This window comes from Methanosarcina sp. 2.H.A.1B.4 (assembly GCF_000979385.1).
Lineage (GTDB): Archaea > Halobacteriota > Methanosarcinia > Methanosarcinales > Methanosarcinaceae > Methanosarcina.
In genome coordinates this window covers 25,869-52,073 of record NZ_JJOV01000004.1, presented here as the reverse complement: position 1 = coordinate 52,073, position 26,205 = coordinate 25,869, and the positions used below count along the sequence as shown (strand labels likewise).

Sequence of the window (26,205 nt, the reverse complement as noted above, 5' to 3'; positions counted from 1 at the left end):
AAAATTCGTAACTATATAATTTATGCACAAGGTTCAGAAGGATAGAATATGAAAAAAGCTAGTTTACAAATATTAACAGCAATTCTGATGCTGGGGCTATTCTGTGGGACTGCAACTGCAGTTCCAAGTATAGTATCACCCCCGGATAATTCGACTGTTGTTACAGGGATAGCGGGTGACCTTCAAACATTAAGCATCCAAACAAACGAGTTAGCAACCATCGACTGGTTGGTTAACGGAGAAACTAAATCACAAACATCCTATAATACTGAAACTAACACCTCTACTCTCGAACATACCATTCAGTCTGGCACATATGAGGTTAAAGCGAGTGTTCAGTCCACTGGAGAAAGCAGAACCTGGAGTGTAACAGGAACAGCAAATAAACCGGTGATCACTTTATCTGACCCTTCATCACCTTTCAGCAATAACGTAGGAGAATCAAAGACATTCACCGCGACTGTGAGCCAGATATCGAATATGACATGGTACCTTGATAACAATTTCCTTTACACAAACCAGTCTGTAGATTCGTCTTCATATACAAGCAGTTCTGCAGTAGCGGGTCCACATACAATCAAAGTGGAGGCAACGAACGTTAACGGAACTGCAGAACAAATCTGGGACTGGACAGTAGGAACAGCAGTTCCGGCGATCACTTCATCTAACCCTTCGTCACCTTTCAGCAGTAACGTAGGAGAATCAAAGACATTCACCGCAACTGTAAACCAGATGTCGAATATGACATGGTACCTTGATGGAAATTTCCTTTACACAAATCAGTCTGTAGATTCGTCTTCATATACAAACAGTTCTGCAACAGCGGGTCCACATACAATCAAAGTGGAGGCAACGAACGTTAACGGAACTGCAGAACAAATCTGGGACTGGACGGTAGGGACAAACGGCGTACCTGTAGAGTTTAATCCTTCAGATGAAAAAGTTGAAGTAGCTCAGGGAGTGACCAGGAATTTCTATGTCAATTCTACAAATGGCCAGAATATAAAGGTTGAATGGTTTGTCAATAACGAAACGAAAGGGCCCCAAGAAGGACTTTCTGCTTCATATGCATTTAAAGGAGACACTTCCGGCGAGTACACTCTTAAAGCAGTGGTCAGCGACCCCAGCAACACTTATTCTTCATCGACAAAAACATGGACTGTAAAAGTCCAGTCCAAGTACTACTCAAGCGGGAACAGGATCTGGGATGAAAGCCTTGGGATGGCCACTACATACACATGGAATGCTCAGAGCTACTCAGGCTTCTACTATGACCTTGATACCGGAGTGTCCTCTGAAGAGATGACGATCAAGGACATAGGTAGAAACATAAAAGATGGAAACATCGAGTACATCACAAGACCTACTAAAACCGAGTTTGAATACGGGAAATGGGGTTCATACCAGGTAATAGGATTCATGGCAGAGAAATACTTCGCAGGTTACAGTAAAACGAACTCTTCTGTTATAAACGATGATGTAAGCCTGATATCCGACGGTATACTTGCCAAGATCCTGATCGACAGTGATGATAAAAAGTCCGCATACACAGGAGAATCCCTTGTACTTGAAGATGGTTATTCCCTGAACATTGTGGAAGTCGATGTTAATGGAAAATCCGTCTGGGTCCAGCTTGAAAAGGACGGAGACGTGGTGGACGACGCTTTCATCGCTTCGGAACAGGACTATGTTTATAAAACAGAACTCGGAGAAGCAGAAGACGTACCCATAATCATTGCCCATTTCGGCACGGTTTTTTCAGGCCAGGAGACCTCGGCGGTCTTCATACAGGGCCTCTTCCAGGTCTCGGACAACTATGTGGAACTTACAAAAGGAGATTCCTACGGGGAAATGGAAGTAACATCCCTTAGCAGCAGTGAAATAAGAATGAAGAATGAGGACGATATAAGCCTTGACAAAGGTGACACTATCGACCTTATGGGCAAGATAAAGATTCAGGTGGCTGATGACAGCAAACTGCGCTTTGCCCCGGTCCTTGATACCTCAGAGGCAGGAACTTACGAACTGCGCGGAACAGTCTACGATAAAGATGCCGCTGGGGACTCTCTACCAACCTGGACGCCCTACAACTTTGAAGGCTTCTATTACAACATAGATGAGGGAATAGGAACCGAACAGCTGGAAATCAAGCAGTTTAATGGCAGAGAAATCCCCTCAGGAAATCTGATCTACACGTCCTCACCCCAACCTGTTGAGTTTGAACATTCCGAGTGGGGCAATTTCACAGTTGTCGGGTTCATGGCAGAAAAATACTTTGCAGGATATCCAAAAGGTACCGTCAAAGGAAAAATTAATGATGTGAGTGTTCTTTCGGATAATGTCCTTGCCGAAGTCCTTACAGACAGCGACGACAAAGAGTCCATGTACTCGGGTTCTGACCTTGTGCTTGAGGAAGGCTATTCTCTGAAGATCAAAGAAGTCGATGTTAATGGAGAATCTGTCTGGGTACAGCTTGAAAAGGACGGAGACGTGGTAGACGATGATTTCATCACCTCTGGCCAGGACTACATCTATGAAACGACACTCGGAGAAGCAGAAGACGTACCCATAATTATTGTCCATTTCGGCACGGTTTTTGCAAGCCAGGAGACCTCTGCTGTCTTCACACAGGGAATCTTCCAGATCTCGGATGATTATATTGAAATCAATAATGGGGATACCTTCGACGAGATGGAGATCACCAGCGTCTCAGAAAGCGGCATCACAATGAAGAACGATGATGATATCGGGCTTGGTGATGACGATACCATTGACATTATGGGCGACGTCAAGTTCAAGACAGCTGATTCCAACACCCTCAGGTTCTACCCCTTAGTTGAAGTCGAAACAGAAGGCGGAGCCAGCAAGGAACTCAAGATAAGTTTGCCTGATGAGATTATTGTAGGCGACACTTTTGAGATCAAGGTGAATGCAGGTGAAAATCCAATCGAAGGCGTCAACGTAAAAGTTGACACGGCTAGCGCAGGCAAAACCAATGCAGATGGAATTGTTGAGTACACTGCAGAAAAGGAAGGGACCTTTAAGATAACCGCCGAAAAGGACGGGTACACCACCGCAAACAAGAACGCAAAAGTCATTCCTCCGAAAGAGAAGATGAGCCTCAATGTCTCTCCTGAAACAGTGTATAAGGGAGATACGATTACCATAGAGGCATTAAAAACAATTGGTGGAGACCCTGTTGAAGGTGTAAACGTCTCAATCAATAGTAAAGCCCTTGGAAAAACCGGATCCGACGGAAAGATTACGTTCACCACGGAAGACGTCGGCAAAATCAAAATAAGCGCTGCCAGAGAGGGATTCCTTGACAAGAGCGTTGAAGTCGATGTGAAGGACTATGAAGCTATCTTCGAGTTCTCCAACCTGGTAATTGACCCCATAGAGGTCAGAGCAGGAAAGGAAACAACAATCACTATTGATGCCGAAAATACGGGTAATGCTGCCGGGGAATACGACGTGGAACTGTTTGTGAACGGAAGTTCAGTTGATTCACAGAAGATTTCCCTTGATATAGGAGAAAGCACACCAGTAACCTTCAAACACAGTGAAGAGGTACCAGGCACCTATACTGTAAAAATAGGAGGGCAGGAGGCCACCTATACGGTAAAAGAAAAGTCTTCTATGCTGCTTTATTCCCTGATAACTATTATCCTGTTACTGGGCGGCGGGATGGCTTACATGTTTACCAAAGGCGGCTGGAATGCAGCAACCATGCAGGCAAAGATAGATGAACTTATAAGGTCGGCAAACCTGAAAAAGTAAAAGTAGTAAAAGTAATAGAAAAGCTGAGAGAACAGGAAACTCAAACAAAAAAGAATTTAAATTCCCGCGTTAACTGAAAAACGCGGGTTTTTTTCTATTTTTAAAAAAGAGATTCGATTATTAAGTAATTTATTTTAAATATTTAGATTGAGCAGGTCGTTCACTCCATCTTCTTGATCGCACGTTCGATGGCATCTATCAGGCTGTTCTTCGGGGCGATGGTTGTGACGGGGATGTTCAGTATTTTTTCCACGGTGGGACCCACGATTGGGGCACAGACCAGGGCTTTTGCTCCGTCTCTTTCGGCATTTACGGCTGAGATAATTGCTTCTTCCATAGATGTTGCCGAGTATTCCCTGATGGTGACAAGCCGGCCACCGATCTTTTTCTTCGTCTCAACGATGTTATCGAGCACCGAGCGGGCAGCAATTACGGCGATAAAGTCTCCGCTGTCGGACTCTTTAATTTCACGGATCGTTTTTACAATCTGGCGGAGAGTTTTGATATTGGGATCCCGGTTACCCGATAGGATCTTATAAAGGGTACTCGGTGGGATACTTGCTTTTTTCGCAAAATCCACGGCAGTCAGATTAAGGTCCTCCTTAATTACAGCGGAAAGTGTTTTCTGAAACACTTCATCGGACTCGAATGCGGATTTAATGACCTTGTCTGCAACATTCATAAAAATTCAACCTCGTACACTATAAATAATTTGTATATTTGTGATATATGCATAAAGGATTCACGTTTCACCGGAGTTTTGTTCCTGAATGAGAAATATCTCCAGATGTATTAATACATTTGGGTCATAATAAGAAGGCATTTGAGAAACTATATATAGCAAATTTCAAAGAATATTAATACTTAAGGGAATACAATTTATTATCACGGGAATTGTTCTTTCAAGCAAAAAATGAAAGAATGGGAGGAGAGGGAAGGGCTTTTTAAACATATTTGTAAAAGGCCTTTTAAAAAGTCAACAAAAAAAGGGGAAAAGACCTGCAGATTTTCCCGAAGAAAACCCGATCCCAGTATATCTTATTTAGCAGGTGAGATATTATTGTTAGAAGAGATAATTATTGAGGTGAAGTTTTGAGAAAATCAAGCATACTTATCCTGACTTTGTTGCTGGTAGCATCTATATTCATATCCGGTTGTGTATCCGACGATACGGATGAAAACGTAACTGGAGAGGCTCCTGCAATTACTGAACTGAACATCGGCTACCAGCCGAGTACCCACCAGATTGCATACATGACTGCCTATGAGAAAGGATGGTGGCAAGAAGATCTTGCACCTTACGGAATTAAAAAAATAAATGAATACCAGTTTCCAACAGGCGCTCCTGAAATGCAGGCTATGATGGCTGGAGATCTGGACGTAGCCTATGTTGGGGCAGCCCCTGCTATTAAAGCCCTTAGCAGTGGACTTGATGCAAAGATTATTGAACCTGTCCAGATAAATGGCTCAAGTCTGGTTCTCAGGCCTGAGAACGAGTATGAAAGCCCTAAAGACCTGAAGGGACTCAAAATCGCCACCTTCCCACCAGGAACAATTCAGGATACCCTGCTCAGAGACTGGCTCGCGAAAAATGGACTTGACGTTGAGAAAGATGTAACAATCATTCCAATGGGCCCCGGAGACGCTGTTACTGCTATCTTAGCCAAGCAGGTTGATGCGGTATTCCTGCCTCACCCCTCCCCCACAATTATCGAAGAAGAAGGTAATGGGCGTACTATCGTACAATCTGGAGAGATGAGTCCAAACCATGCCTGCTGTGTGCTCCTGGTTAGTGGAAAACTTATCAGAGAACATCCGGATCTTGTGGAGCAGATTGTGAAGACCCATATCAAGGCAACCGAATACAACACGGAAAACATCGATGAAGCTGCCCAGATATATTCAAATAAGACTACTACAGATCTTGAAACTGTAAAGACTTCTCTTGAGGAATGGGATGGAGCCTGGATTACAGATCCTGCACTGATTGAAAACTCAACTGTTGAGTATGCTAACATTCAGTATGAACTCAAATATAACGAGAAAAATCTGACAGAAGAAGAAATATTTGACACCAGCTTCTACGAAGCAACCGTAAAAGAGGAATAAAAAAGAGTTTTAAAGAAAATTTTTGAGATAAGTTCAACTGCCTCTATTACAAGAAGGGGCAGTTTGAACTCCAATTTGTTCTAAAAACGGAAAACTGCCGGAAAGATAAAAAACTAAGAATCCTTTTAATAAGACATGAAAATTAATTTCATAAAAACAATTGAAGAAAAAGGCGTTGAAGCATTATCACTTATATTCGTAGTTGCTGTATGGCAACTTGTCGCGGATAGGATCGTACAGAACAAATTGCTTCTGCCGAGTTTTTATGATGTGGTAATCGCTTTTTCCGTGATTGTCAAAAACGGGCTAATTTTTATGGATACCCTGACAAGTTTACTTCACTTTTCAATTGGTATTGCTGCTGCGTTTATACTCGGAATCCCTCTGGGAATAGCCATGGGATGGTTCAAAGCAGCAAACAGGGCACTCGACCCTATAATAGAAATCCTGCGTCCGATTCCTCCTCTTGCCTGGATCCCCTTTGCAATAATATGGTTCGGGCTTACCCATCAGGCAGCAGGTTTTGTTGTGTTTGCAGGAATGATCTTTCCCATTATCATCAATACCTATACGGGTTTCAAAAATGTACCGAGGGTTTATGTTGAGGCAGCAAAGGTTCTCGGTTGTAACCGGAACATAGACCTCATCCGCTTTGTTGCGATTCCCTCAGCCATGCCCTCAATTGCTGCAGGAATCAGGATTGCAATGGGTGTAGGCTGGATGTGCCTTGTAGCTGCAGAGATGTTCGGAGTCAGCAACATGGGGCTCGGCTACCAGATATGGCACAATTATTACCTGCACAGGATGGATTTTGTACTCGTCTATATGCTCCTGCTGGGGTTCATAGGTCTTTTAATAGACCGCTTCTTCAGATACTATGTGGATGAAAAAATGTTAAAATGGAAATCAGGAACTGTGGTATAAAATGGGGCAAGTAAGTGTAAAAAAGGTTTCGCGGATCTTCGGAAAAAAAGAAGAGGGGTACGGGACCGAAGCTCTGCTTAACATAAGTTTTGATGTGCAGGATGGAGAGTTTATCTGCCTACTCGGCCCTTCGGGCTGCGGGAAGACAACACTGCTCCGGATAACTGCAGGGCTTGAGACCCTGACCTCAGGGGAGATTACACTCAATGGAGTTCCTATAACAGGCCCTGATCCCAAAAGGGGCATGGTTTTTCAGCAGTATTCTCTCTTTCCATGGAGAACCGTTATAGATAATATCACCTTTGGGCTGGAAATGCAGGGAATCAAAAAGAGCGAAGCCCGGAAACAGGTGGAAAAGTACCTGGACCTTGTGGGTCTGGGCCAGTTCAAAAACAGTTATCCACACGAGCTCTCAGGAGGTATGCAGCAAAGAGCAGCCATTGCAAGAGCTCTTGCTAACGAGCCTGAGGTCCTCCTTATGGACGAACCCTTCGGAGCTCTTGATGCCCAGACTCGAAATGTACTCCAGGATGAACTCCTGAAGATATGGGAACAAAAACATGTAACATTCATTTTTGTAACGCACAGCGTGGACGAAGCTGTCTTCCTCTCTGATAGGATAGTGGTTATGACCTCAAGGCCCGGAAGGGTAAAGGAGATTGTAAAGGTGGACTTACCACGCCCACGTAGCCGCACAAGTCCGGAAGTAAACAGTTTAAGGGATCATGTCCTCAAACTTCTGGAAGAGGAACGGTTCAGCAGGTAAATTGTTGAAAAAAGTGCAGTTATCGAAGTTGCAAGAGGAAGTTATCGAAGAAGGAGCTCCTTGAAGGCTTGAAGGAAAGGAAACTGCTAAAGAGGAAGCTGCTAAAGAGGAAACTGCTAAAGAGGAAACTGCTAAAGAGGAAGCTGCTAAAGAGGAATTTACTGAAAAAGAGGAAGCTGCTAAAGAGGAATTTACTGAAAAAGGTGCGAATAAATCGTGAACAAATCGAAGATCATTGTTCGGCCCGAATAATTACTTTTGTTAGCGGCTCTACTCTTTTCACGGCAACCTTCCCCACAAGCTCAAGAGTCCCTCCCGCTTTTACTGAACCGAAAGAGCAGCCAGGTCTTGCACGGATGTCCCCCTCACAGGCCGCAATATTTACCCTTGCTCTGTCAAGGAGAACAAGTTCGGAAACCGTTTCTATACTCCCTAGAATTTTTGCTGCCGCAGAGATAAGGGCACTTTCGGCTTTCACATTGCCCTGAATAATCGAACCTTTCCCGAGTTCAAGCCTGCCCGATACGGTGAGACTTTTCCAGAACTTCACTTCCTGCCCGACAATAACATTGCCGTTCAGCATAAGGTCCTCTTCAAAAAAAGCTCTTTTTTCAATCACATAAGTGTTAGACCGGGGGTGGTACTTGATAAAGCGCATCATTAAAAATCACTCTGGGTTACTGTCCCCGACTATCAATCAAAGAAAGCCGCAAACAACTGGTTTTTAAGACATCGGGAAAAACTTTGTCAATTGGATTTCAAAGTATGATTGAACACCTATTATATAATAGCATCGAATGTTCACTATTGGAGGTCCCAACAAAGATTGGTAAAGGTTAATGTATGAACAAAGGAAACTAAACCAGGAAGAGCAGACTGAAAAAAAGAGATTTCGACACATTCTGGAAGCCGGAAATTAGTGAGAATATCTGAAATTAGCAACAAAAAGACTGAAAAATGCTTTATTTATGATTTTTCAGTCCTATTGTCCTTATATTAAATTGTCCTGCTTACTCAACGAGGCTGGCAAAACCGTATTTGGGAAGTACCCTTTCGATTTTGATCCTGACCTCGTCGCCGACCTTGGTGCCCGGGACAAATACTACAAAGCCCTCTATGCGGGCAATACCGTCTCCCTGGCGGGCAAGGTCCTGGATTGTAACATCGTAGACTTCGCCTTCTTCAACAGGAACAGGGCTGCTTTCTTCTCTGAACATTAAAATCATTCCTTTAATTTAGTAATATTTGGCGTAACAGAGCCGTTTTTTCGGTTGCACTTACTCGACAACGCTTGCAAATGCAAATTTCGGAAGTACCCTTTCGACCTTAATGCGAACTTCATCGCCGACTTTGGTGCCTGGGACAAAGATTACAAAGCCCTCTATTCGAGCAATGCCGTCTCCCTGGCGAGCAAGATCCTGAATTGTAACATCGTAAACTTCGCCCTCTTCTACAGGGACTAAGCGACTTTCTTCTCTGAACATGAAAACCATTCCTTAATTATTTGAGTTAATTTTTAGCATTAATTAAATTGATTCTTTTACCCACACTTACTCGACGACACTTGCAAATGCGAACTTGGGAAGAACCCTTTCGACCTTAATCTGGACTTCGTCTCCAACACTGGTGTTAGGAACAAAGACTACAAAACCCTCAATACGAGCGATGCCGTCTCCCTGGCGAGCGAGATCCTGAATTGTAACATCATAAACTTCGCCCTCTTCGACAGGGACTGAGCGACTTTCTTCTCTGAACATTATAAATCATTCCTTTAATATTACTTTAATTAAAACTTAACATAATTAACTGATTTCTCAACCCAAACTTACTCGACAACGCTTGCAAATGCAAATTTCGAAAGTACCCTTTCGACCTTAATCTGGACTTCGTCGCCAACACTTGTATTCGGGACAAAAACTACAAAGCCTTCGATACGGGCGATGCCGTCTCCCTGGCGAGCGATATCCTGAATAGTTACGTCGTAAGTTTCGCCCTCTTCAACGGGCACAGAAATACGTTCTTCTCTAAACATTAGATTCATTCCTTTGACTTTTTTAATCAGCTTATGAAAGCTCCATCGATAGAACAGAAAAGAGTAAAAACAGTACTTAACAAGCCAAACTTGAAAAACCAAATTTAGGAAGTACGCATTCTACTTAATCTATTACGGTGAACTAATCCCCAATAGAGCTTCAGATAAGTTAATTAATTGGTCATACTCATATCCGCTTGTATATAATATTTTGCTTTAATACATTTCAAAAAAGAAAAGTAAAGAAGTTGGGAGATTATCTGAAAATTGATTTCTAGAGTTCAGGATTCTTACTTCAAAAACACAATAAGTAATGACAGTCATTAATAAATAATATAAAAAATAAAACTGCCCGCAATAAAAAGCAGTTTTTCTATAAAAAGCAATGTGTCCATATAAAAGAAAGATTCGTCCGGATCTTAAGGGAACGCATAAAAAAACTCTGCGTTCATTTTCTAAAAAATGTATTGAGTGCTTCCTTAAGCGCAACCTATAAATAATTGAAATACATTGTGAGAGTCGCTCATAAAATGAGAACTACAATGCGTGGGCTCGTAGCTTAGTCAGGCAGAGCGATGGACTCTTAATCCATAGGCCGGGGGTTCAAATCCCTTCGAGCCCGCTAATTTCACTAATCTCTTTTTATAGTTTTCTTTCTTAGAATTCGTTTTCGGAAATCTGTTTCAAACCTTTATCCGACTCTTTAAATCTTAGCCGCAGATGATTCAGATAACCCGGCTAAAGAGTGTTTCTGAAGTCTTAAGCAGTATGCTGAGGAGAAACCTTATGCCCTATGCTCTCCTAAGCATTGTACAACTCTCAGATCTATGCAACTCTAACAGATATCTTTCTAAACAACTCTAAAGACCTTTCTGAAACCCTCTCCCAGTAAAAGAACCAATCGAGCCAGAACCAATCGAATATGGAAGAGAGAAATAAGAGTTAAAGGAAGAAGTTATCAACCAGAAAGACAAAATTCGAAATCAAAAAAAATATTGGAGTACGACCCTGATGCCAAAAGTAAGTGTTGAAATCCCTCAGGAACTTCTGGATGACCTCAACAGGCATGTGGGAGATAACAAAAAATTCGTCAGCCAGTCTGATGCTATCCGAACTTCCATTCGTAAAATGCTGGACATGATGGACGACATAGATAGAAGACGCGGAAGGCTGAATGAGTAACTTGTAAAATTAAAAAAGAAGCTCATGAAGCCAGAAGACAGGAAAAGTCATGCGGAAGCAAAAAACAAAAACTTAATCAGAAGGCTGATCTGAACCAGAAAATTTTTGAAAATTATCGGAGACGCCTGAAAAAACACCCCATTATTTCTACTGTGTTTTGACATCAGTGGACTAATTTTATGAGATTTACAGGATCTAGCAGAGTTTCCACTGGAAAGAAAAATGAGGGCTGACCTGGATATAGTTAAGAGAGTTTTCTGAATATTTCTGGTTGACTTATCAAAAAGAAATGGTTTCAGGGTTAACAACTTTCCCTGAAATCCCTGATGCCCTGCGCAACGTTCGAAAGCAGGATAAAAGCTATCCTCTGATTGGGCCAGGCGCCCAGACCGCAGTCAGGACCCACATACTTTATCAGGCCGCCAAACCGCCTATAAGCCAGCTTCAGCCTTTTTGCAATAACAGCCGGAGTTTCCAGTTGTGTAACAATTTCGGGAAGATACTGCTGATCCTTCCAGACGTTGGTACAGTATTTCTCATTCAGGACCCCTGCCAGGGAGTAGATATCTGTTCTTGCGATTCCGAGCCTCAGGAAAGAATCCGTGTCTTCAAGCACTTTTTTGTCAATAAGCTCCAGATAGGAAGGCGTGCCTGCAGACTCCACCCCTATCACATTGATTGTAGGAGTCTCACAGGCAAAATTGTAGTAGAGGGGTGAATGAAGATGGATTTCCACATCAGCCCCCCTCTTACTCGCTGCCTTGGAGGCTTCGGTAAGGGCAGAGACTATATCGTTCTCCTCAAAGGCAAGTTCAGGGTTCAGCCCTATGCTTGGCTCATCAATTGAAACTGTTGCTATCTTGAAATGTTTTGCAGATTTCATAGAGTTCCGGACGAATTTGTTTACGTTTTTTGCAAAAAGAGAATATATGTCCGTATACCGGGTGCCCCCGAATTCCTTCAGGTAAAGTTCTGTTGGACCGGTTACACAGATCCGGACCTTTAAGGTTTCCCCGAATTTTTCTTTATAGGCTTTTGCAACCGTTTCCAGAGCCTCAAGCTCTTCGATCCTTGCACACTCCAGTTTTACCTCAAAGGGGCTTTCAGTACAATTAGAGTCCCGGATAACCTTCAAAAACTGTTCATTCATATCCTGGTACTGAGGATAAGTAGGGACCTCTACGCCTGCATCGATTTTCTGCTGAAAGGCATCATTGATTACAGTAAAGAGTTTCTCATCTTCTGCTCTTGTTTTAAAGGCGTTTCGGACCCATTCCTTGCCGACTCCTTCAGGGAGGGGATAGCTTCCGATATCGTCAAAGATGATTTCTTGCATGCCCTCTTAGTATACCTTTAAGAATTTAGCATTATTGGAAAGACAGTAAAATAATAAAAAGACAGATGGGAAAACCGGGGAATTTACCTCTCAGAGCAAATTCCCGTGAAACAAATTCATTAACCAGGGAGAATCGTTATAGGAGCTGCTTCTTTTCTGCATTAAATGCGTTGATGCCTTTTGCGGTATTCTCAAGCAGCCTGAAAGCAAGTTCAGGGTCAGGCCAGTATGCCAGCCCACAGTCCGGACTTGCATATTTTATGCGGTCCCCGAGAATAGAAGAGGCTTTCTCAAGCCGCTTTTTAATGACCTCAGGCGTTTCCATGTCAGTTATAATCTTTTGCATGTACTCTTTTTCCTTCCAGGCATTGACTCCATAGGTCTCGTTAACCATGCCCATAAGGCTGGAAATATCAGTCCTCGAGACCCCGAGCCTTATGTAAGTATTCGAATCCTCCAGGACTTTTTTGTCCATGAGATCTATGTAAGAGGGAGTTGCAGCATACTCAAACCCGATAACATTGATAGGGGTCTCGCAAACAAGTTTATACTTTAATGGAGAGTGCAGATGGATTTCCATATCTGCTCCCTGTTTTCGCGCGTAGGTAGAAGCCAGGGTAAGGGCAGAGATGATATCAGAGTCAGAAAACTGGATTCTATCGTTCATTCCAAGACTTGGTTCGTCCAGAGAAATAACCCTGATTTTGAAATTTTTCGCAGCTTTAAAAGCCTGCTTTATGAAATTCTCGATATTCAGAGCCATGATATGATATGCATCTGAAAAAGCAGTTGCTCCGAAAGCCTGAAGGTACAGGTCCGTAGGGCCAGCAACGCAAACTCTAACCCCCAGAGTTTCACCTGTCTCTTCTCGGTACTGCTTTGCAACCTCGTCAATTATCTCCAGTTCAAGGATTTTTGCGTGCTCCTCTTTTACCACATAAGGCTCATAACAGTTCTTTTCATCTTTGATTATGTCCAGAAACTGCCCGATCATATCCCGAAACTGCGGATAAGTAGGAACGTGCACTCCAACGTCGATTTTTCTCTGGAAAGTCTCCCTTACCAGAGAAAAGAGTTTTTCGTCCTCGTCCCGGTTTTCAGCTGCAACTTTCACCCATTCCCTCGTGAGACCCTCAGGTGTGGGAAGGCTGCCTCCGTCGATAAAAGTGATGTCCTGCATATGTGTAATGTAAGACAGATCGGGTATTATAAGTATTGGAATTACTCTGAATAATAAATTTAAAAGCATGGATGCTGAAGCTTTTTTAATTAAAGAATGGATCCTGAGGTTTCTAAAAATAAGAAAGTATAAATTATTTAACTAGCTTAGTATAGAAATAAATTTAAAGTATTGAAGATTATATAATAAAAGAGAAATTTAGGGAAATATTCCCTTAAAAGTTTCCTATAAGAAAAATGAGAAAATTAAAGGGAAATAAATTAAGGCTTGATTGGGGGAAAATAGCTGTATATGGCTTTAACTGGAATAAAAAAGAGTATATGTAACTCCATAAAAGACGCATCACTTTATGGAAAAAATAAAGATGCTTCTTTGAGGTCATTTCTGGAAACTGATCCAGAAAGAAGAGCTTCCAGAAACTGAGTTTTTTCGGAAATTAAGTTTTCCAGAGACTGACCCAGGAAACAGGATCAAGAACCAAATCAAGAACTGGATCAAGAACCAAATCAAGAACTGGATCAAGAACCAAATCAAGAACTGGATCAAGAACCAGATCAAGAATAAAATCCCATACTTTCAGCCCTTTCCTGATATTGTTGAAATAATCCTCAGAATTCAACCAAAAATGTGTCTTCGACCAGATATATCCGGGTACAGAAAACCACCAAAATACACTACGAGAAAAATACCAAACTATACCTGGATGCAACAAAACCCCGGCTTTATAGTTTATTTAGAGCCATCGAAATTTAAAGCTGGAGACATGATGTCCAAATTAATAAGAAACACTATAAAATATGTATCAGTAAACACCATCTTACAGACTCTGAATGTGCCTGTCAGATATTTAGCTAAAATAAGTTGTAGCTCTGAAGTATCTGGAGCAATAACGATACCTGGTCTGCTTTTGCGCATGCAGAAAATAACTTCTGTTTTATCCAATCAGCTGCCACGGACAGGGTTACTTAATATCATTTTTTCATACCGGAACATTTTTTCAAACAGTAACCTTTTTTCTTACAGCTTAAAAGTTTCCTTACGAAGTGGCTGTAAGAAAAAATTATTTTCAGGTACACAGCAGAGAGCTTTGACTTTTATTACATACTGTAAAATGTCCAATTTGGGGGTATGAACGATGAAAAATGAAATAAAGTTACTGAATGAATATTATCCCTGGAAAGAAGTAAAATTTAAGGGAGCCAGATGTTATCTAAAAGGAAACATCTTTTTCGAGAATAACCTCCTGAGTCCGGAAAAACTTGCTGAGTTGATATCCCCTTTAATCTGTAAAGAGGGGCAGGGCAAGGAAAAAGAAACCAGAGATCTTCTCAAGAAATTAAATGGGGAGTTTGCGTTTGTTGCCGAAACTAAAAATACCATACTTTGCGCTGTTGATAAAACAAGAAGCATTCCTTTGTTTTATATAAAAACAAAAAACAATTTTATTGTATCAGACAGCGCCTACTATTTAAAAGATAAAATTAACCAGCACCTGAATGAGGAAAATGCAGCAGAGTTCATGGTTGCAGGATACGTAACAGGTAATGAGACACTCTTTAAAGACATAAAGCAGATAAGAAACGGGGAATTTTTAAATTATCAGAAAAATGAAAAGAGTCTGAAATCCTGTTGTTACTTCAGATTTTTACATGGAGACTACTACGAACTGCCTGAGACCGAATTACTTGAGATGCTGGACAAAACCCTTGTAAATACCTTCTCAAGGCTTATAGACAGCACCAGCAAGCAGGGAAAGCGGCTGGTAGTACCTTTAAGCGGGGGGCTTGATTCGCGCATCATTGTTGCAATGCTGAAAAGGCTTGGAGTTAATGATGTAATATGTATGAGTTATGGAAGGAAGGGCAGCCGAGAATCAGAGATAAGCAAACAAGTTGCAGAAGCCCTCGGATATGAGTGGTTTTTCGTAGAATACACAGCGAAAAAATGGCGTGAATGTTATAATTCAAAAGAAGCCGACTTATTCCGGATATGGGCTGGAAACCTATCATCCCTACCACATATGCAGGACTTTCCGGCAGTAAAAGAATTGAAGGTTCAGGGGAAGATTCCAGAAAATTCAGTATTCATCCCCGGACACAGTGGAGATATGCTTGCAGGCAGCCATATTCCTCCATACTGCCTCGACAATTCCGCGGATTTCAATTCGGAAGCCTATCTGGCAGCGTCCTTGAAAAAACATTATAATCTCTGGAAATGGCCTTGTGAGAAGGAGCTTGAAAACATCTTCAAACAGAGGATAAGCAAATCAACATCCGGACTGGAAATCAAAGATAATGAAACATTTGCAAACGCAATAGAATACTTTGATTTTAACGAAAGACAGGCAAAGTTTATTATCAATTCAGTCAGAGCCTATGAGTTTTTCAGATTTGGGTGGAGAATTCCGTTCTGGGACACAGAATTGATCAACTTCTTTTTGAAAGTTCCGATAAAATACAGAATAAACCAGGACCTCTACAAGAAATATGCCAGAGACTGTCTGTATTCAGGGGATCTGGAGATACTTAAAAAAATCGATTGTACTACCGATATACTGAACCTCAAGATCCTGGAAAAGCGCTCAAGGTATGAAAAACTCCTTCATTACAGTACATTCATTCACAGCTACTATGATGAAAAAGTGAATAACCCGGTATGGGGAAGATACTTTGAAAACCCTCTTATCTCGAGACTTCGAATTAAAATTTCCAGATATGAGAACGAAACTATTGAAGAATATCCACTACTGAAAACGATTATGGAATACAGAAACGAAGAAAAGTACCCTCTGTCAGTGAACGGAATAAGTGCTCTGGAATACCTGGCAGGCATCAAGGGAGAAGCTTATTCGCCCAGAAGCAAGAAGGTTATGAAGCGGGCTGGTTTCCCGGCAAAAAGGCCTCTTTAATGAAATTCTAGTAGAACTTGAAAAACATAAGCGGAGCAAAATTAATTCTCAGGTTTGAAAAAGGCAGGCAGAGAAATTTACCTGCCTTCTTCGATCTCTTTTCTGGCTTGTAGAATCTATTTCTTTGTTTCTATTTCTTTGTTTCTTTATTTGATTCCCTTTCATCTTCGTCTGTCAACATACATCCTCCAACTATAACCTTTGAAAGTGATTTTCCCCCATATAAAACCAAAATGAAAAAGAAGAATAAATGAATGAAAAAGAAAAAATAAAGCGGCTACCTAACAATAGGTTACTGAAAAGCAAGAAATCCCATTTTTCAGATATTCAATACCTTTTCTTGTACTTTGCAAGGACTTCTCTATTTGCCTCAAAAGCTTTCTCTTCAATGTAACCCTTTTCCCGGGCCCATTCAAAAAAGCTCTGGAGAACCTTTGCAGCTGTCCCGATAAATTTTTTACCTCCTCCTACTTCAACCACGTAATCGTCAAGGAAATCCTTAATTCCGACGGGGCTGAGATGCTCAGGGCCAAAAACATCAAAGTAATTTTTGTTTTCGCGTTCAGGTCGGGCGGCACAAAGAGCCATGTCTTCTTCTGACAGATAATCTTCAGCACTGAGTTCAAGGAATTCCTCGTAAAGAAGAATCACATCTTCACAGTCCATGAAGGCATCAGGCTTTAAACAAGCTTCCTGTTCACTCAAGAATGTCCGAAAAGTTTCATTTATTGTGATCATACTTATCTCTGCAACGGTACTTTGTAGAGTACTATCAATTTGCTATAAAAGATCTTATATTTTTCTAGAGATGTTGAGTACAAAACTACTGTTACTGTTTCTATTTAATAGTGTTTCAAATGGCAAACCAAAAAGCAAATCAAAAATAAAAATAAAAAAAGGGAAATAAAAAACGGAGAATCAAAAATAAAAATAAAAAAATAGAGAGGATAAAGAAAAAAGGAAAGGGAAAAAGAATATTTTATACTATCTTCCTTTTTTCTCTTTTTTTCGTTGTCACTTCCGCTTTCTCTATTCTTTTTCACATTGATTCCGGAGCACCTATTCCCAGAGTATCAAGAGAGTTTGCAAGTACAATCCTTGCACAATCCACAAGGGCAAGCCTTGCGGCCCTGACCCCCTCATCCTCGGCTGCGATGACCGGGACAAAGCGGTAGAACTGGTTGAAGGCGTCGGCAAGTTCGCGGGCATAGATAGCAAGGACGTGAGGCTTAAGTTCACGGGCCCCATGGTCGATTATGCTGTCAAACATTGCCATTTTCTTGATGAGATCGATTTCGCTGTCCTCGACAAGGAGAGAGGGGTTAATCTCTTCTGCAGGGTCCCAGGCTGCTTCCTCTTTTGCTTTCTCAAGGATACTGCAGGCGCGGGCATGGGAGTACTGGATGTAGGGAGCGCCCTGCTTCTCAAAATCCAGGGCTTCTTTCCAGTTGAAAACTGTGGATTTTTCAGGGGAGACTCTGACTATATCGTATCTCACTGCTCCTATTCCGACCATTTCTGCAACCTGTTTTTTAAACTCAGCTGAGGCTTCGGGGCGGCGGGTTTCTACCTGCTCAAATGCAGCTTCAGTTACCCTGTCAAAGAGGTCATCTGCACTTATGAACTGTCCGCGGCGGGTACTCATTGAGCCTTCAGGGAGAGAGACGAACTCAAAAATTACGACCTCAGGCTCCTTGATTCCAATTGAGTTCAACGTAGCCCTGAGCTGGCCGGAAATAAGCTTGTGGTCTGCCCCGAAGATATCAATTATACGGTCTGTCTGCTCGGCTTTCCATTCGTGATAGGCAAGGTCGCGGGTTGTGTAAAGGGAGGTGCCGTTCGAGCGCTGGATAACAAGGGTCTTTTCAAACCCGTAATCCGAAAGGTCAACTACAAGGGCTCCTTTGTCCGTCTTTGTCCTACCGGTGGCCTTGATGCGCTCGACAATATCGTGCACTGCCCCGGATTTGAGGAAACTGGATTCGCTTACGAATTTATCATGAACGACATTTAAGCGGAGGAGGGTTTCTTTGATCCCGGAAACAGCCAGGGAAACTGCCTTCTCAAAACGTTCAATGGTCCTGACATCCCCGGCTTCAACCTTTTCCATAAGGGAATCGATTTCCTTTACATATTCAGGGGTTTTTTCCAGCTCGGCATTGGCTTTGATATATACATCAGCAATTGCGGAGTCAGACTTTCTGGAAAGGTCAAGCTCAAAGCGTTCGCATGCCCAGGAAACTACCGCAATCTGACGCCCCATGTCGTTAACATAATACTGGACTTCCACATCGTACCCTGCGCGCCTGAGGATGCGGGCAAGAGTGTCCCCTATAATCGAGTTGCGGATATGCCCTACATGAAGGGGGCCGTTCGGGTTTGCCGAGGTATGCTCAAGGAGTATTCTGTCCTTTGGAGCCCCACAACCGAATTTTTCTTTTTCTACCCGGACAGCAGTTACAGTTCTGTCCAGGTAGTGCCTGCCCGCAAGGAAGTTAATGTAAGGACCTGCGGCACTCACTTCTCCTATATATGAGCCTTCAGGAATTTCAATTGCAGAAACTATACGGGATGCAAGCTCTTTTGGGTTTTGCTTGTGCCTGCCTGCAAGCTTGAAGGCGACTCTGCTCGCAAGGTCAGCATGGGAAGAGGTTTCGAATTGAAGTTCGGAATCCTCAACCTCAAACCCGGCCTTTCGGATAGCTTCTTTTAAGATTAATGTAGCCTGATTTTTGAGTTCCAGGAACAAGATAAATCACCTGTATAAATTACCGTAAAAAACTAAAAGTCTTTAATGAAATTCTTATGTGATAGATTTAATCTGTCAAATTCTGATCTACTGATCTGATCTACTGATCTGATTAATGTGATAGCCTTTAAGACATACTTTAATTTACCAACTTCTGATCCACTGATCTAAGGACAATTTAATTAAAAAAAGTATTGGGTAAAATTACTGGATAGGGGACCTTGCCCCTGAGTGAGATCAGATTCCAGTACTGTACCTCAAAATTGCAGCTATGCCTCCAAAGGCGTTCATGAGCTGGGAACCTTCATCAAAGTCAGTGGATACGAAGATCAACTTTGAATTACTCTTGTCGGCAAGCTCTGAGAATTCGTCCACAATGTCCGTAACATCCGTAACCTCAAGGGACGAGCCGCATTTGGGACAGTTCCCAGCTGTGGGAGCAGGTTCTCCCGGTTTCCAGCGCCGTGTCCACTTATTTTCATATCCGCAGACACTGCATTTCGTAGTTACCCTTTCTGCACGCAGGTCTTCGGAGAGCAGGAGCACATCCACTGAATTGATCTCGAGATTTGCCCTGACCTGGGCTTCCCCGTAAGCTACCTTACCCGAATCGGCAATCAGTTCCTTGAAAAAGTCTCTGACGGCATTCTTCTCTCCCATAAGCTCAAGGTCCTTGAGTTTATCCTCTGCGGCGTTAACAAGCTCGGAAAGCCCTGATTCATCGGTATATGCCGTATCAAAGAGCCCAAGGATTTTCTTAAGGAGCTCGTGGTGCAGGAACTCACCCGCATAGAACTCTTCCTTTGTCGGAGAGGGGCCTCCTATCAGGACGCCTTTGAGATCCTTGTGGTCTACAGCCATGAAAATCTCACTTGCAGCATCTCCTATCCTCTTGTAGAACTCATGAATTGCAATGAGCCTGAGCTGCTGGAAACGATGGGCACTCTGACCACCTTTCCTCTGCTTTCCCGGGACCGTTGAGGTAAGGTTGCGGAAAGCCTGGATTCGTTTGCCGACCAGAAGCCCTACGGTTGCTTCCCTGCGGTCAAGAACCAGAAGCCCGAAGGTGTTCTTATCCTTAAGCATATCCTCAAGAGGCTCAAGATAGAAAGATGAGTCACAGTGGTACTTGTAGACAGTGATGGGGTCAGGAGGGACAATTACCTCGCTTTCCATACTTGTCTTGTTGGCTCCGATATCCACAGCTCCTGTAAAGTACACTATCCCATTCTCAGGTACTTTGTCCAGGTATCTGAGCCTTGAGAGCAGAGACTCAATTGCTCCCTGCACATTCGTCTTCGTAAGCTTGGACTTTATATTTGCAGCCTGTCCGTGCTCGTCTTTTAACTGGTTTGTAACATCGAAAATCTGCTTGTCAGCAGGAATATAAAGGGAAATAAGCTCCGTGCTCCTTCCTTTCTTATTCCTGAGGCCCTCAAGCTTCTTTTTAAATTCGTACTTGTCGTGTGCGGATTGTTCAGTCATTTTAAGAATTCCCCGATGAATAAGGCAGTAAGATTCGTTATTATCGTGAGTCTGGTAGTAAATTGAGATTTGAGATTTGAGCTTTTTAAGCTAATCTTCAAGCTGGCAAACTTAAGGTGAACGGGTTAGGTCTGTTTAACTTAGTTTGAGATTCCTGGATCCAGTGCAGATTTTCGATAAAAAGTTATCAAATCCGGCATCATAGCAAATTTAGGTATTCAGTATGATATTTGTTTAGCATGTCGGTTGGCATACAACGGATAACTGGAGGATTTGATGAAGATAATCACACAGTGAGCTCCTGTCTCACCCGAAATCCGGGTATAAAAACCGCCTGGAACACGAAGAACCTTAGAGTGAGAAATACACCCTTTAGAAACCGGTATCTCAGCAAGTCGCTAAAGCTTGTATTTATGCTGCATAAACCTGCCAGGTTTCGCATTCTTTTGATCGCACTAGATATGAGACATAATATGAGACATAATCTTACTCAAACTGTATATAAGAATTAACGCCTTGATTTAAATTAATATTGGATTAACCCCTGCCGGGACGATATCCTAATTGAAACTTAGGTTTATATTTGTTTCTATCCCAGACTTGTTTTATATATTCATGCGACTATAAAAGATTTCCTGTACGTTGATCTCTACTTTAGAATTCGCTTCCGGACAAAGGAGAAATAGAGAAAAACAGAAAAAAGGTTAGGTAAAAAAAGATTCGCAAATCAGGGTTTAATCCAGGCAGGAAATATTTTTCACAGGAGACTTTTTTCCGTCCTTTGAAAGCAGGACAACCCGACTGATATCTGATTCATCTGTGATCTCGTACCCCAGATGCTTTGCAAGCTCTTTTGAAAACTCCAGCACCTCTGCATGGGTTGGCATGGCAGAGCGGTCAAGACGGAGGCGTGAAAACCCAAGGTGCATGTAAGCCTTTATTTCCACAAAATCCGGTGAGGCCTTTTTAATTAGTCTGGCATAACCTTCCGGATTGAACATATTTTCCCCCTTGACCAGTGTGGTCCGGATGACTGTTCTTGAGCGTTTCTCCTTCATAATATCCAGAGACTCGTTAATCCTGTCCCAGAGGGCAGGAGATTTTGGCTGGCAGACTCTGAGGTAGGTCTCAAGATCCGGAGCATCGAGACTCATGTATAACTGAGAAGGGTTGACCTTTGCAAGCATTGAAGGGACAGTTCCGTTTGTAACCAGAAAGGTAGTAAACCCTCTCTTATCATATTCTTCGATAAGTTCAGGAAGGTAAGGGTAAAAAGTTGGCTCTCCGGACAGGGAGATTGCAACGTTATTCGGTTCATTGCCTTCCAACCAGCGTTCCCTGAGTGCATTTGGAGAGCCACCGAAACCTGTGATCAACTTGCGCTGACAGGCGATGCTTTCCTCAACTATTTTTTCAGGAGAATCCCACTCCCCGGGCGCAGGAACCGGGACCTCAGTCGGACGCCAGCAGAAAAGGCAGCGCTGGTTGCAAATGAGAGTCGGGGTCATCTGGAGGCAGCGGTGGGACTGAACTCCATAAAACCTGGACTTATAGCAGAAACCCTGGTCATTCATTGCATGCCTGAGCCAGAGGCAGGTCTTTACTGCTGAATGGCGGCCTGCAAGGGCATAACCCTGTTTCTTCAGGAGAGTTGTAAAATCAGGGATATCAAAGGGAAGAGAGGTCTGCTCTTCATCCCGGTTTTCTCCCTGGACTTCCGGAAACTTTTCCCCGGAGTCTTCCTTTTCTTCCTTTTTTTCTTCAAGAGGCATTTTCCGAATATTAAATCTTTGTGGTATATATAAGGATCGGAAAATAATTTTAGAGAACTTCATAGGGCCAGAGAATTTAGAGAAATGGAGATTTAAAGAAATGAAGAATTTATGGGTCATAGGGCTGATCGAAATTTTTTGAGAAGAGGTTATCTGCCCTTACAATCTACCGAATTAACCGGATCTGAGTTTTCGGACCTGGACTTAATCAAATGCCAGGATTTTCACGTCAAAATCCGCAAGATCCACAACCGGAACTCTGGCTGGCACAGGCATCAGGTTTACACGCTTCTGGAACTCAGTCTGCGCCTGCCAGGTCCCGGAATTGACCAGGAGGACATTTTTGTATCGCTGGACTCCCAGGGTATGGACGTGACCTGTATGAATGATATCCGGAACAGGGTCAATTATAAAGTAGTCTTTTTTCTCCGGGGATATGGAAACCCTGCTCCCATACGTTGGAGCCAGGTGCCTGCGCTTAAGCATTTCAAGGACTGCACCCGCAGGCTCCTGATACGAGACGCCAGGAACGCTTGCCACCAGATCGTCAATAGACCTGCCGTGGTAGATAAGGATTCGAACTCCGTCAAGGTCCACAAGAGCAGGGTTGCCTACGAAGGTGACATTCGACGGGAAATCCGCGCAGATCCTCTCAGGCAGGGCAGGCTGTGGTTCTGCCTGACGTACAGCGTCGTGGTTTCCAGGGCTTATGATCACGTGGATGTGTTCAGGAACTTCTCTGAAGTACTCTGCTGCTTTCCTGTACTGTTCATAGACATCCAGAATATCCAGTTCCATTTCCTGGTCAGGATAAATCCCGATACCGTCCACGAGGTCTCCTGCAACAACGAGATAACGGACCTGGGCTGCAATCTCCCGCATGTCTTCTGAGTCAGATTCTCCTTTCAAAAAGTCCAGAAAATCCAGCCAGGAGTCTTCCAGGAACTGAGAACTGCCCACGTGAACATCCGAAATAAGTACGGCTTTCCCGTGGCTTCCTGTCCTGCGCTGAACACTGTTCGGAACATCAGGCTGGAGGAGCTTTGTGGCAAGCATAAGCTTTCCGTCATTAGTAACCGAGCCTGTTACCCCTATGACCTCGTCCAGAAGAAGCTTCGAAGCCAGCTCAAAGAGTTCCTTGTCGCTATTTCGGATAAGAACTGAAAAAGAACCTGTAGGGTCTTCAATAGAAAAGATTTTGTGTCCGTTGGTGGTGGTGCTGATATCAGAAACCATCCCTATAATGGATATCTCTTCAGTGTTTCCGTCTGATCCGCGGCGAAAACTCCTCCTTTTCAAACTCTCTATAGGGCGTGCATTCATCCTGCCCCGGATGATCTCAGAGAGCCGGCTGTACCTGTCTCTGAAATATTGCACAAACTGCATATACTCCCCAACACAGGTCGAATGCCCGGTGATGTCGGAAAGCACGGTAACAGGGTTGCGGCCTGGAAGATACCTGACTTCCTCGTTCCTGGAACTCGAAGGAAAAGAATTTCCATGATTTGAAAAAAGAGAATCTTCCCTGGAAGCACGGTTAGAGGTGGAAGGAGAAACTGCATGCCCGAAAAAAGAGGAAACTGGTTTATCTACACTTCTTGAAGAAGCAGAAGGATAAAAGGGATTGGAAAGAGATCCAGGAATAGAATCAGAAACAGAATCAGAAACAGAATCAGAAACAGAATCAGAAACAGAATCAGAAACAGAATCAGAAACAGAATCAGAAACAGAATCAGAAACAGAATCAGAAACAGAATCAGAAACAGAATCAGAAACAGAAATAGAATCAGAAATAGAATCAGAAATAGAATTAGAAATAGAATCAGAACCCTGAGAAGAAAGAATGTAAGGTTTAGTCTTCAGGTTGGAGTCCGAGACTTCAGCCGATGAAACCATATCCGGTTCAACACTTGAGAAAGATTCTGGTTCCTTAAGGGCATCCAAAGCAGAGTCAAAAGCGTTTACAATGTGAGAGTCTGCAGGTTCTAAGGCAGGAGAGGAAATTTTATCTGGAGCTATTTGGGAAACTGTCCCGGGAGATGTTCCAGAGATAGGCCCGGAAACCGTTTTAGAAGTTTTAAAGCCCTTCAGGTCGACATGTTCAGGCTCAATAACGAAAACACAGTCATCAATAGTTGAAAGGATATATTTCAGAAGGCTTTCAGGGGAATTACTTAATTTGATTAGTTCTACGGCTTGCGGGCTTATCTGGTACCCTTCCTCTATAACTGCCCGTACAATATCGATCTCATTCATAATTCCTACCTGACTTTCTCGACCTGGCCTTATGGATACCAGCGTCTGTTGAACCTAATTTAACCTAAGATCAATCAACCTGAGGTCAAAAAGATTTAAGGCAAAGACCCACTTAAAATATAAAAACTAAACACATACAAAATTGCTTCGATGCCAGCAAAATAACATTTATATATTTTTAGAAAGTATTATCAGTTTTTATTCTCGTGAGAATAACCTATCAACAGAATTGTATTTTAGATTCTGATTGGATGTTTATCTTCGTTGTCAACCTTAGAGCCAATGTTTGTTGTTATCCAGACCACTTCGAAAGCGTTGAAAAAATATTAAGACCACCGGAGACTGCCAGGAACATGCAAGCATTCCAGAAACTCAATTTCCTGAACATCATAATTTTTCCCAGGTATCGGCATAATCAGATTTCTAAACAACTCAGATATCTAAACAACTCAGATATCTAAACAACTCAGATATCTAAACAACTCAGATATCTAAACAACTCAGATATCTAAACAACTTTAGATCTATAAACAACTCAGATATCTAAACAACTTATTCGGATTCCATGGAATTTCAGTCTATTTTTTCAGGAGTTGCATATAAAAATATCATAACCTGATGATAAATTGTAAGTTAAATATAGGATAAAAACAAATTGTATAGGCAAATATACTGAAAAGAGTCGTATAATAAAACAAAAAAGTCATGTACAGTTAAAAGCGTGAGAGTGACATTCATACAAAAATATAAATTACATAGCTGATGAAATGCTGGCACAGGCAATACATATCAAGTCAACTACCCGCTAAATCTGAAGATTTAACAGGTTTCCTGCTGAGGGTTTATGAAATTTAATACAGTACCAGAAGAATAAGATAAAGGGAATAAAGGCTTACTATGAGCAAAACTAATACACAAAACAGTACCCGGGAGGAAGAAAGCTTCCTGGTTTCCCTTGGAAAGGATTTGCTGTCAGTTGCGGCTGTCCTGATAGCCTTTATGATTCTTTCCAAACTGGCGTTCGGGCTCTGGACACCCATGGTCGCAGTGGAGTCCGGAAGTATGGAGCCGCATATGCAGGTAGGAGATATTATCTTCATCAAAAACATCGATCGAGTTGCTCTTGTTACCAATGAGGATGGGAAAGATTCAGGCTATATGACCTTTGGTGACTACGGAGACGTGATCCTCTATCGACCCTATGGGCAGGAAAGTACAACTCCTATAATACATAGAGCTATGTACAGGGTTGAAGCCGGAGAACCTATGTGGAAAAACGGTCCTGCTGCCCCTTACTCAGGATACATTACCAAAGGAGATAACCCTGTGACCAACAAGCACTTTGATCAGGAAGGACAGATAAGTTACTATGTGCCTGTGAAGGATGAATGGGTAATAGGGGTTGCAAGATACAGGATTCCCTATCTTGGACATATCAGGCTTTTCTTTTCATGAGCCTCTTGAGTTGTATAATCTCTTAGCTGTACATTTAACTTCAATCAACTTCCGTACTCTTCATAAAGATCCTGAACCAGATTTTTAATATCTGGTTCAAGCATCTTGTTTTTAACTTATTTTCCTTCAGATAGTTTCTTATTTGTCTATTTATTCCTTAATCTGAACTTATTTCTCTATTCTTTTCACTTTCAAATAGTTTCACTTTAGAATAGTCCCTCAAACTTTCACCTTCGGCAGTTGTTCAAACCTTTTCCGTACGTTTTTGCGA

General features: G+C 42.4%; 23 protein-coding genes and 1 tRNA gene. 10 read left to right on the top strand and 14 right to left on the bottom strand.

Annotated features, from left to right (window positions below):
- Positions 1-48 precede the first annotated feature (48 nt).
- Positions 49-3,780, top strand: coding sequence for an S-layer protein domain-containing protein (locus EO92_RS01180; RefSeq protein ID WP_048168785.1), 3,732 nt, complete (start codon positions 49-51; stop codon positions 3,778-3,780).
- A 160-nt stretch (positions 3,781-3,940) separates the two neighbouring features.
- Here EO92_RS01180 and EO92_RS01175 read toward each other — a convergent pair whose 3' ends face one another.
- Entirely contained in the window at positions 3,941-4,462 is a 522-nt protein-coding gene (locus EO92_RS01175; RefSeq protein ID WP_048133115.1) for a helix-turn-helix domain-containing protein, read from the bottom strand.
- A gap of 231 nt (positions 4,463-4,693) precedes the next feature.
- On the opposite strand from EO92_RS01175, the gene EO92_RS01170 reads away from it, so the two are divergent.
- The 4 genes from EO92_RS01170 to EO92_RS01155 all read left to right on the top strand — a co-directional run bounded on the left by EO92_RS01170 (position 4,694) and on the right by EO92_RS01155 (position 7,579).
- Entirely contained in the window at positions 4,694-4,876 is a 183-nt protein-coding gene (locus EO92_RS01170; protein ID WP_048161082.1) for a hypothetical protein, read from the top strand.
- Entirely contained in the window at positions 4,873-5,889 is a 1,017-nt protein-coding gene (locus EO92_RS01165) for an ABC transporter substrate-binding protein (RefSeq protein ID WP_048168784.1), read from the top strand. Before EO92_RS01170 ends, EO92_RS01165 begins: the two co-directional genes overlap by 4 nt.
- A 135-nt stretch (positions 5,890-6,024) precedes the next feature.
- Positions 6,025-6,813, top strand: a complete 789-nt coding sequence (locus tag EO92_RS01160; RefSeq protein ID WP_048133119.1) for an ABC transporter permease — start codon at positions 6,025-6,027, stop codon at positions 6,811-6,813.
- 1 nt (position 6,814) lies between these two features.
- The gene (locus EO92_RS01155) at positions 6,815-7,579 is read left to right on the top strand and encodes an ABC transporter ATP-binding protein (protein WP_048133121.1); all 765 of its coding nucleotides are present in this window, start codon (positions 6,815-6,817) and stop codon (positions 7,577-7,579) included.
- A gap of 232 nt (positions 7,580-7,811) precedes the next feature.
- Here the strand turns inward: EO92_RS01155 and EO92_RS01150 are convergent, their stop codons facing one another.
- The 5 genes from EO92_RS01150 to EO92_RS01130 all read right to left on the bottom strand — a co-directional run bounded on the left by EO92_RS01150 (position 7,812) and on the right by EO92_RS01130 (position 9,611).
- The gene (locus tag EO92_RS01150; RefSeq protein ID WP_048168783.1) at positions 7,812-8,240 is read right to left on the bottom strand and encodes a polymer-forming cytoskeletal protein; all 429 of its coding nucleotides are present in this window, start codon (positions 8,238-8,240) and stop codon (positions 7,812-7,814) included.
- A 349-nt stretch (positions 8,241-8,589) separates the two neighbouring features.
- Positions 8,590-8,796: a TRAM domain-containing protein gene (locus EO92_RS01145; protein ID WP_048133125.1), complete on the bottom strand. Its 207-nt coding sequence runs from the start codon at positions 8,794-8,796 to the stop codon at positions 8,590-8,592.
- 60 nt (positions 8,797-8,856) lie between these two features.
- Positions 8,857-9,063 carry a TRAM domain-containing protein gene (locus tag EO92_RS01140; RefSeq protein ID WP_048133127.1) on the bottom strand — a complete coding sequence of 69 codons (207 nt, stop codon included), beginning with the start codon at positions 9,061-9,063 and terminating at the stop codon, positions 8,857-8,859.
- Between the two features lie 66 nt (positions 9,064-9,129).
- On the bottom strand, positions 9,130-9,336 hold the full coding sequence (locus EO92_RS01135; protein WP_048133129.1) for a TRAM domain-containing protein: 207 nt from the start codon (positions 9,334-9,336) through the stop codon (positions 9,130-9,132).
- 68 nt (positions 9,337-9,404) lie between these two features.
- Entirely contained in the window at positions 9,405-9,611 is a 207-nt protein-coding gene (locus EO92_RS01130) for a TRAM domain-containing protein (RefSeq protein WP_048130083.1), read from the bottom strand.
- A gap of 548 nt (positions 9,612-10,159) precedes the next feature.
- Between EO92_RS01130 and EO92_RS01125 the strand changes: the two genes are divergently transcribed.
- Both EO92_RS01125 and EO92_RS01120 read left to right on the top strand, forming a co-directional pair.
- Positions 10,160-10,233 (top strand) — tRNA-Lys (locus EO92_RS01125).
- A 389-nt stretch (positions 10,234-10,622) separates the two neighbouring features.
- Positions 10,623-10,793, top strand: a complete 171-nt coding sequence (locus EO92_RS01120) for a CopG family transcriptional regulator (RefSeq protein ID WP_048128601.1) — start codon at positions 10,623-10,625, stop codon at positions 10,791-10,793.
- Between the two features lie 301 nt (positions 10,794-11,094).
- Here the strand turns inward: EO92_RS01120 and EO92_RS01115 are convergent, their stop codons facing one another.
- Both EO92_RS01115 and EO92_RS01110 read right to left on the bottom strand, forming a co-directional pair.
- The gene (locus tag EO92_RS01115; protein ID WP_048168782.1) at positions 11,095-12,129 is read right to left on the bottom strand and encodes a methionine synthase; all 1,035 of its coding nucleotides are present in this window, start codon (positions 12,127-12,129) and stop codon (positions 11,095-11,097) included.
- Between the two features lie 136 nt (positions 12,130-12,265).
- Positions 12,266-13,309, bottom strand: a complete 1,044-nt coding sequence (locus EO92_RS01110) for a methionine synthase (RefSeq protein WP_048168806.1) — start codon at positions 13,307-13,309, stop codon at positions 12,266-12,268.
- A gap of 291 nt (positions 13,310-13,600) precedes the next feature.
- On the opposite strand from EO92_RS01110, the gene EO92_RS18720 reads away from it, so the two are divergent.
- Positions 13,601-13,732: a hypothetical protein gene (locus EO92_RS18720; RefSeq protein WP_255350314.1), complete on the top strand. Its 132-nt coding sequence runs from the start codon at positions 13,601-13,603 to the stop codon at positions 13,730-13,732.
- Positions 13,733-13,745: 13 nt separating this feature from the next.
- Here EO92_RS18720 and EO92_RS01105 read toward each other — a convergent pair whose 3' ends face one another.
- Positions 13,746-13,928, bottom strand: a complete 183-nt coding sequence (locus EO92_RS01105; protein WP_048168781.1) for a hypothetical protein — start codon at positions 13,926-13,928, stop codon at positions 13,746-13,748.
- A 516-nt stretch (positions 13,929-14,444) separates the two neighbouring features.
- On the opposite strand from EO92_RS01105, the gene EO92_RS01095 reads away from it, so the two are divergent.
- Entirely contained in the window at positions 14,445-16,217 is a 1,773-nt protein-coding gene (locus EO92_RS01095; protein WP_048168779.1) for an asparagine synthetase B, read from the top strand.
- Between the two features lie 327 nt (positions 16,218-16,544).
- Here the strand turns inward: EO92_RS01095 and EO92_RS01090 are convergent, their stop codons facing one another.
- The 5 genes from EO92_RS01090 to EO92_RS01065 form a co-directional block, all read right to left on the bottom strand.
- Positions 16,545-16,955, bottom strand: coding sequence for a hypothetical protein (locus EO92_RS01090; protein ID WP_048168778.1), 411 nt, complete (start codon positions 16,953-16,955; stop codon positions 16,545-16,547).
- Between the two features lie 301 nt (positions 16,956-17,256).
- Positions 17,257-18,966, bottom strand: a complete 1,710-nt coding sequence (gene argS, locus EO92_RS01080; RefSeq protein WP_048168776.1) for an arginine--tRNA ligase — start codon at positions 18,964-18,966, stop codon at positions 17,257-17,259.
- A 237-nt stretch (positions 18,967-19,203) separates the two neighbouring features.
- Positions 19,204-20,451 carry a peptide chain release factor aRF-1 gene (gene prf1 / locus EO92_RS01075; protein ID WP_048168775.1) on the bottom strand — a complete coding sequence of 416 codons (1,248 nt, stop codon included), beginning with the start codon at positions 20,449-20,451 and terminating at the stop codon, positions 19,204-19,206.
- A 734-nt stretch (positions 20,452-21,185) separates the two neighbouring features.
- On the bottom strand, positions 21,186-22,223 hold the full coding sequence (gene twy1 / locus EO92_RS01070) for a 4-demethylwyosine synthase TYW1 (RefSeq protein WP_048168774.1): 1,038 nt from the start codon (positions 22,221-22,223) through the stop codon (positions 21,186-21,188).
- A 204-nt stretch (positions 22,224-22,427) separates the two neighbouring features.
- Positions 22,428-24,479, bottom strand: coding sequence for a DNA-directed DNA polymerase II small subunit (locus tag EO92_RS01065; protein ID WP_048168773.1), 2,052 nt, complete (start codon positions 24,477-24,479; stop codon positions 22,428-22,430).
- 897 nt (positions 24,480-25,376) lie between these two features.
- On the opposite strand from EO92_RS01065, the gene EO92_RS01060 reads away from it, so the two are divergent.
- A complete protein-coding gene (locus tag EO92_RS01060) occupies positions 25,377-25,934 on the top strand; it encodes a S26 family signal peptidase (RefSeq protein ID WP_048161075.1) in 558 nt (185 codons plus the stop codon).
- Positions 25,935-26,205 lie beyond the last annotated feature (271 nt).

Bases quoted from the DNA above. Each gene is read 5' to 3' on its own strand.
- EO92_RS01175 (WP_048133115.1), bottom strand. From the start codon at position 4,462: ATGAATGTTGCAGACAAGGTCATTAAATCCGCATTCGAGTCCGATGAA.
- EO92_RS01115 (WP_048168782.1), bottom strand. From the start codon at position 12,129: ATGCAAGAAATCATCTTTGACGATATCGGAAGCTATCCCCTCCCTGAA.
- EO92_RS01140 (WP_048133127.1), bottom strand. From the start codon at position 9,063: ATGTTCAGAGAAGAAAGTCGCTTAGTCCCTGTAGAAGAGGGCGAAGTT.
- prf1 (WP_048168775.1), bottom strand. From the start codon at position 20,451: ATGACTGAACAATCCGCACACGACAAGTACGAATTTAAAAAGAAGCTT.
- EO92_RS01110 (WP_048168806.1), bottom strand. From the start codon at position 13,309: ATGCAGGACATCACTTTTATCGACGGAGGCAGCCTTCCCACACCTGAG.
- twy1 (WP_048168774.1), bottom strand. From the start codon at position 22,223: ATGCCTCTTGAAGAAAAAAAGGAAGAAAAGGAAGACTCCGGGGAAAAG.
- EO92_RS01160 (WP_048133119.1), top strand. From the start codon at position 6,025: ATGAAAATTAATTTCATAAAAACAATTGAAGAAAAAGGCGTTGAAGCA.
- EO92_RS01170 (WP_048161082.1), top strand. From the start codon at position 4,694: ATGAAAGAATGGGAGGAGAGGGAAGGGCTTTTTAAACATATTTGTAAA.
- EO92_RS01065 (WP_048168773.1), bottom strand. From the start codon at position 24,479: ATGAATGAGATCGATATTGTACGGGCAGTTATAGAGGAAGGGTACCAG.
- EO92_RS01120 (WP_048128601.1), top strand. From the start codon at position 10,623: ATGCCAAAAGTAAGTGTTGAAATCCCTCAGGAACTTCTGGATGACCTC.
- EO92_RS01180 (WP_048168785.1), top strand. From the start codon at position 49: ATGAAAAAAGCTAGTTTACAAATATTAACAGCAATTCTGATGCTGGGG.
- EO92_RS01130 (WP_048130083.1), bottom strand. From the start codon at position 9,611: ATGTTTAGAGAAGAACGTATTTCTGTGCCCGTTGAAGAGGGCGAAACT.
- EO92_RS01150 (WP_048168783.1), bottom strand. From the start codon at position 8,240: ATGATGCGCTTTATCAAGTACCACCCCCGGTCTAACACTTATGTGATT.
- EO92_RS01060 (WP_048161075.1), top strand. From the start codon at position 25,377: ATGAGCAAAACTAATACACAAAACAGTACCCGGGAGGAAGAAAGCTTC.
- EO92_RS01155 (WP_048133121.1), top strand. From the start codon at position 6,815: ATGGGGCAAGTAAGTGTAAAAAAGGTTTCGCGGATCTTCGGAAAAAAA.
- EO92_RS01095 (WP_048168779.1), top strand. From the start codon at position 14,445: ATGAAAAATGAAATAAAGTTACTGAATGAATATTATCCCTGGAAAGAA.
- EO92_RS18720 (WP_255350314.1), top strand. From the start codon at position 13,601: ATGGCTTTAACTGGAATAAAAAAGAGTATATGTAACTCCATAAAAGAC.
- EO92_RS01145 (WP_048133125.1), bottom strand. From the start codon at position 8,796: ATGTTCAGAGAAGAAAGCAGCCCTGTTCCTGTTGAAGAAGGCGAAGTC.
- EO92_RS01090 (WP_048168778.1), bottom strand. From the start codon at position 16,955: ATGATCACAATAAATGAAACTTTTCGGACATTCTTGAGTGAACAGGAA.
- EO92_RS01135 (WP_048133129.1), bottom strand. From the start codon at position 9,336: ATGTTCAGAGAAGAAAGTCGCTCAGTCCCTGTCGAAGAGGGCGAAGTT.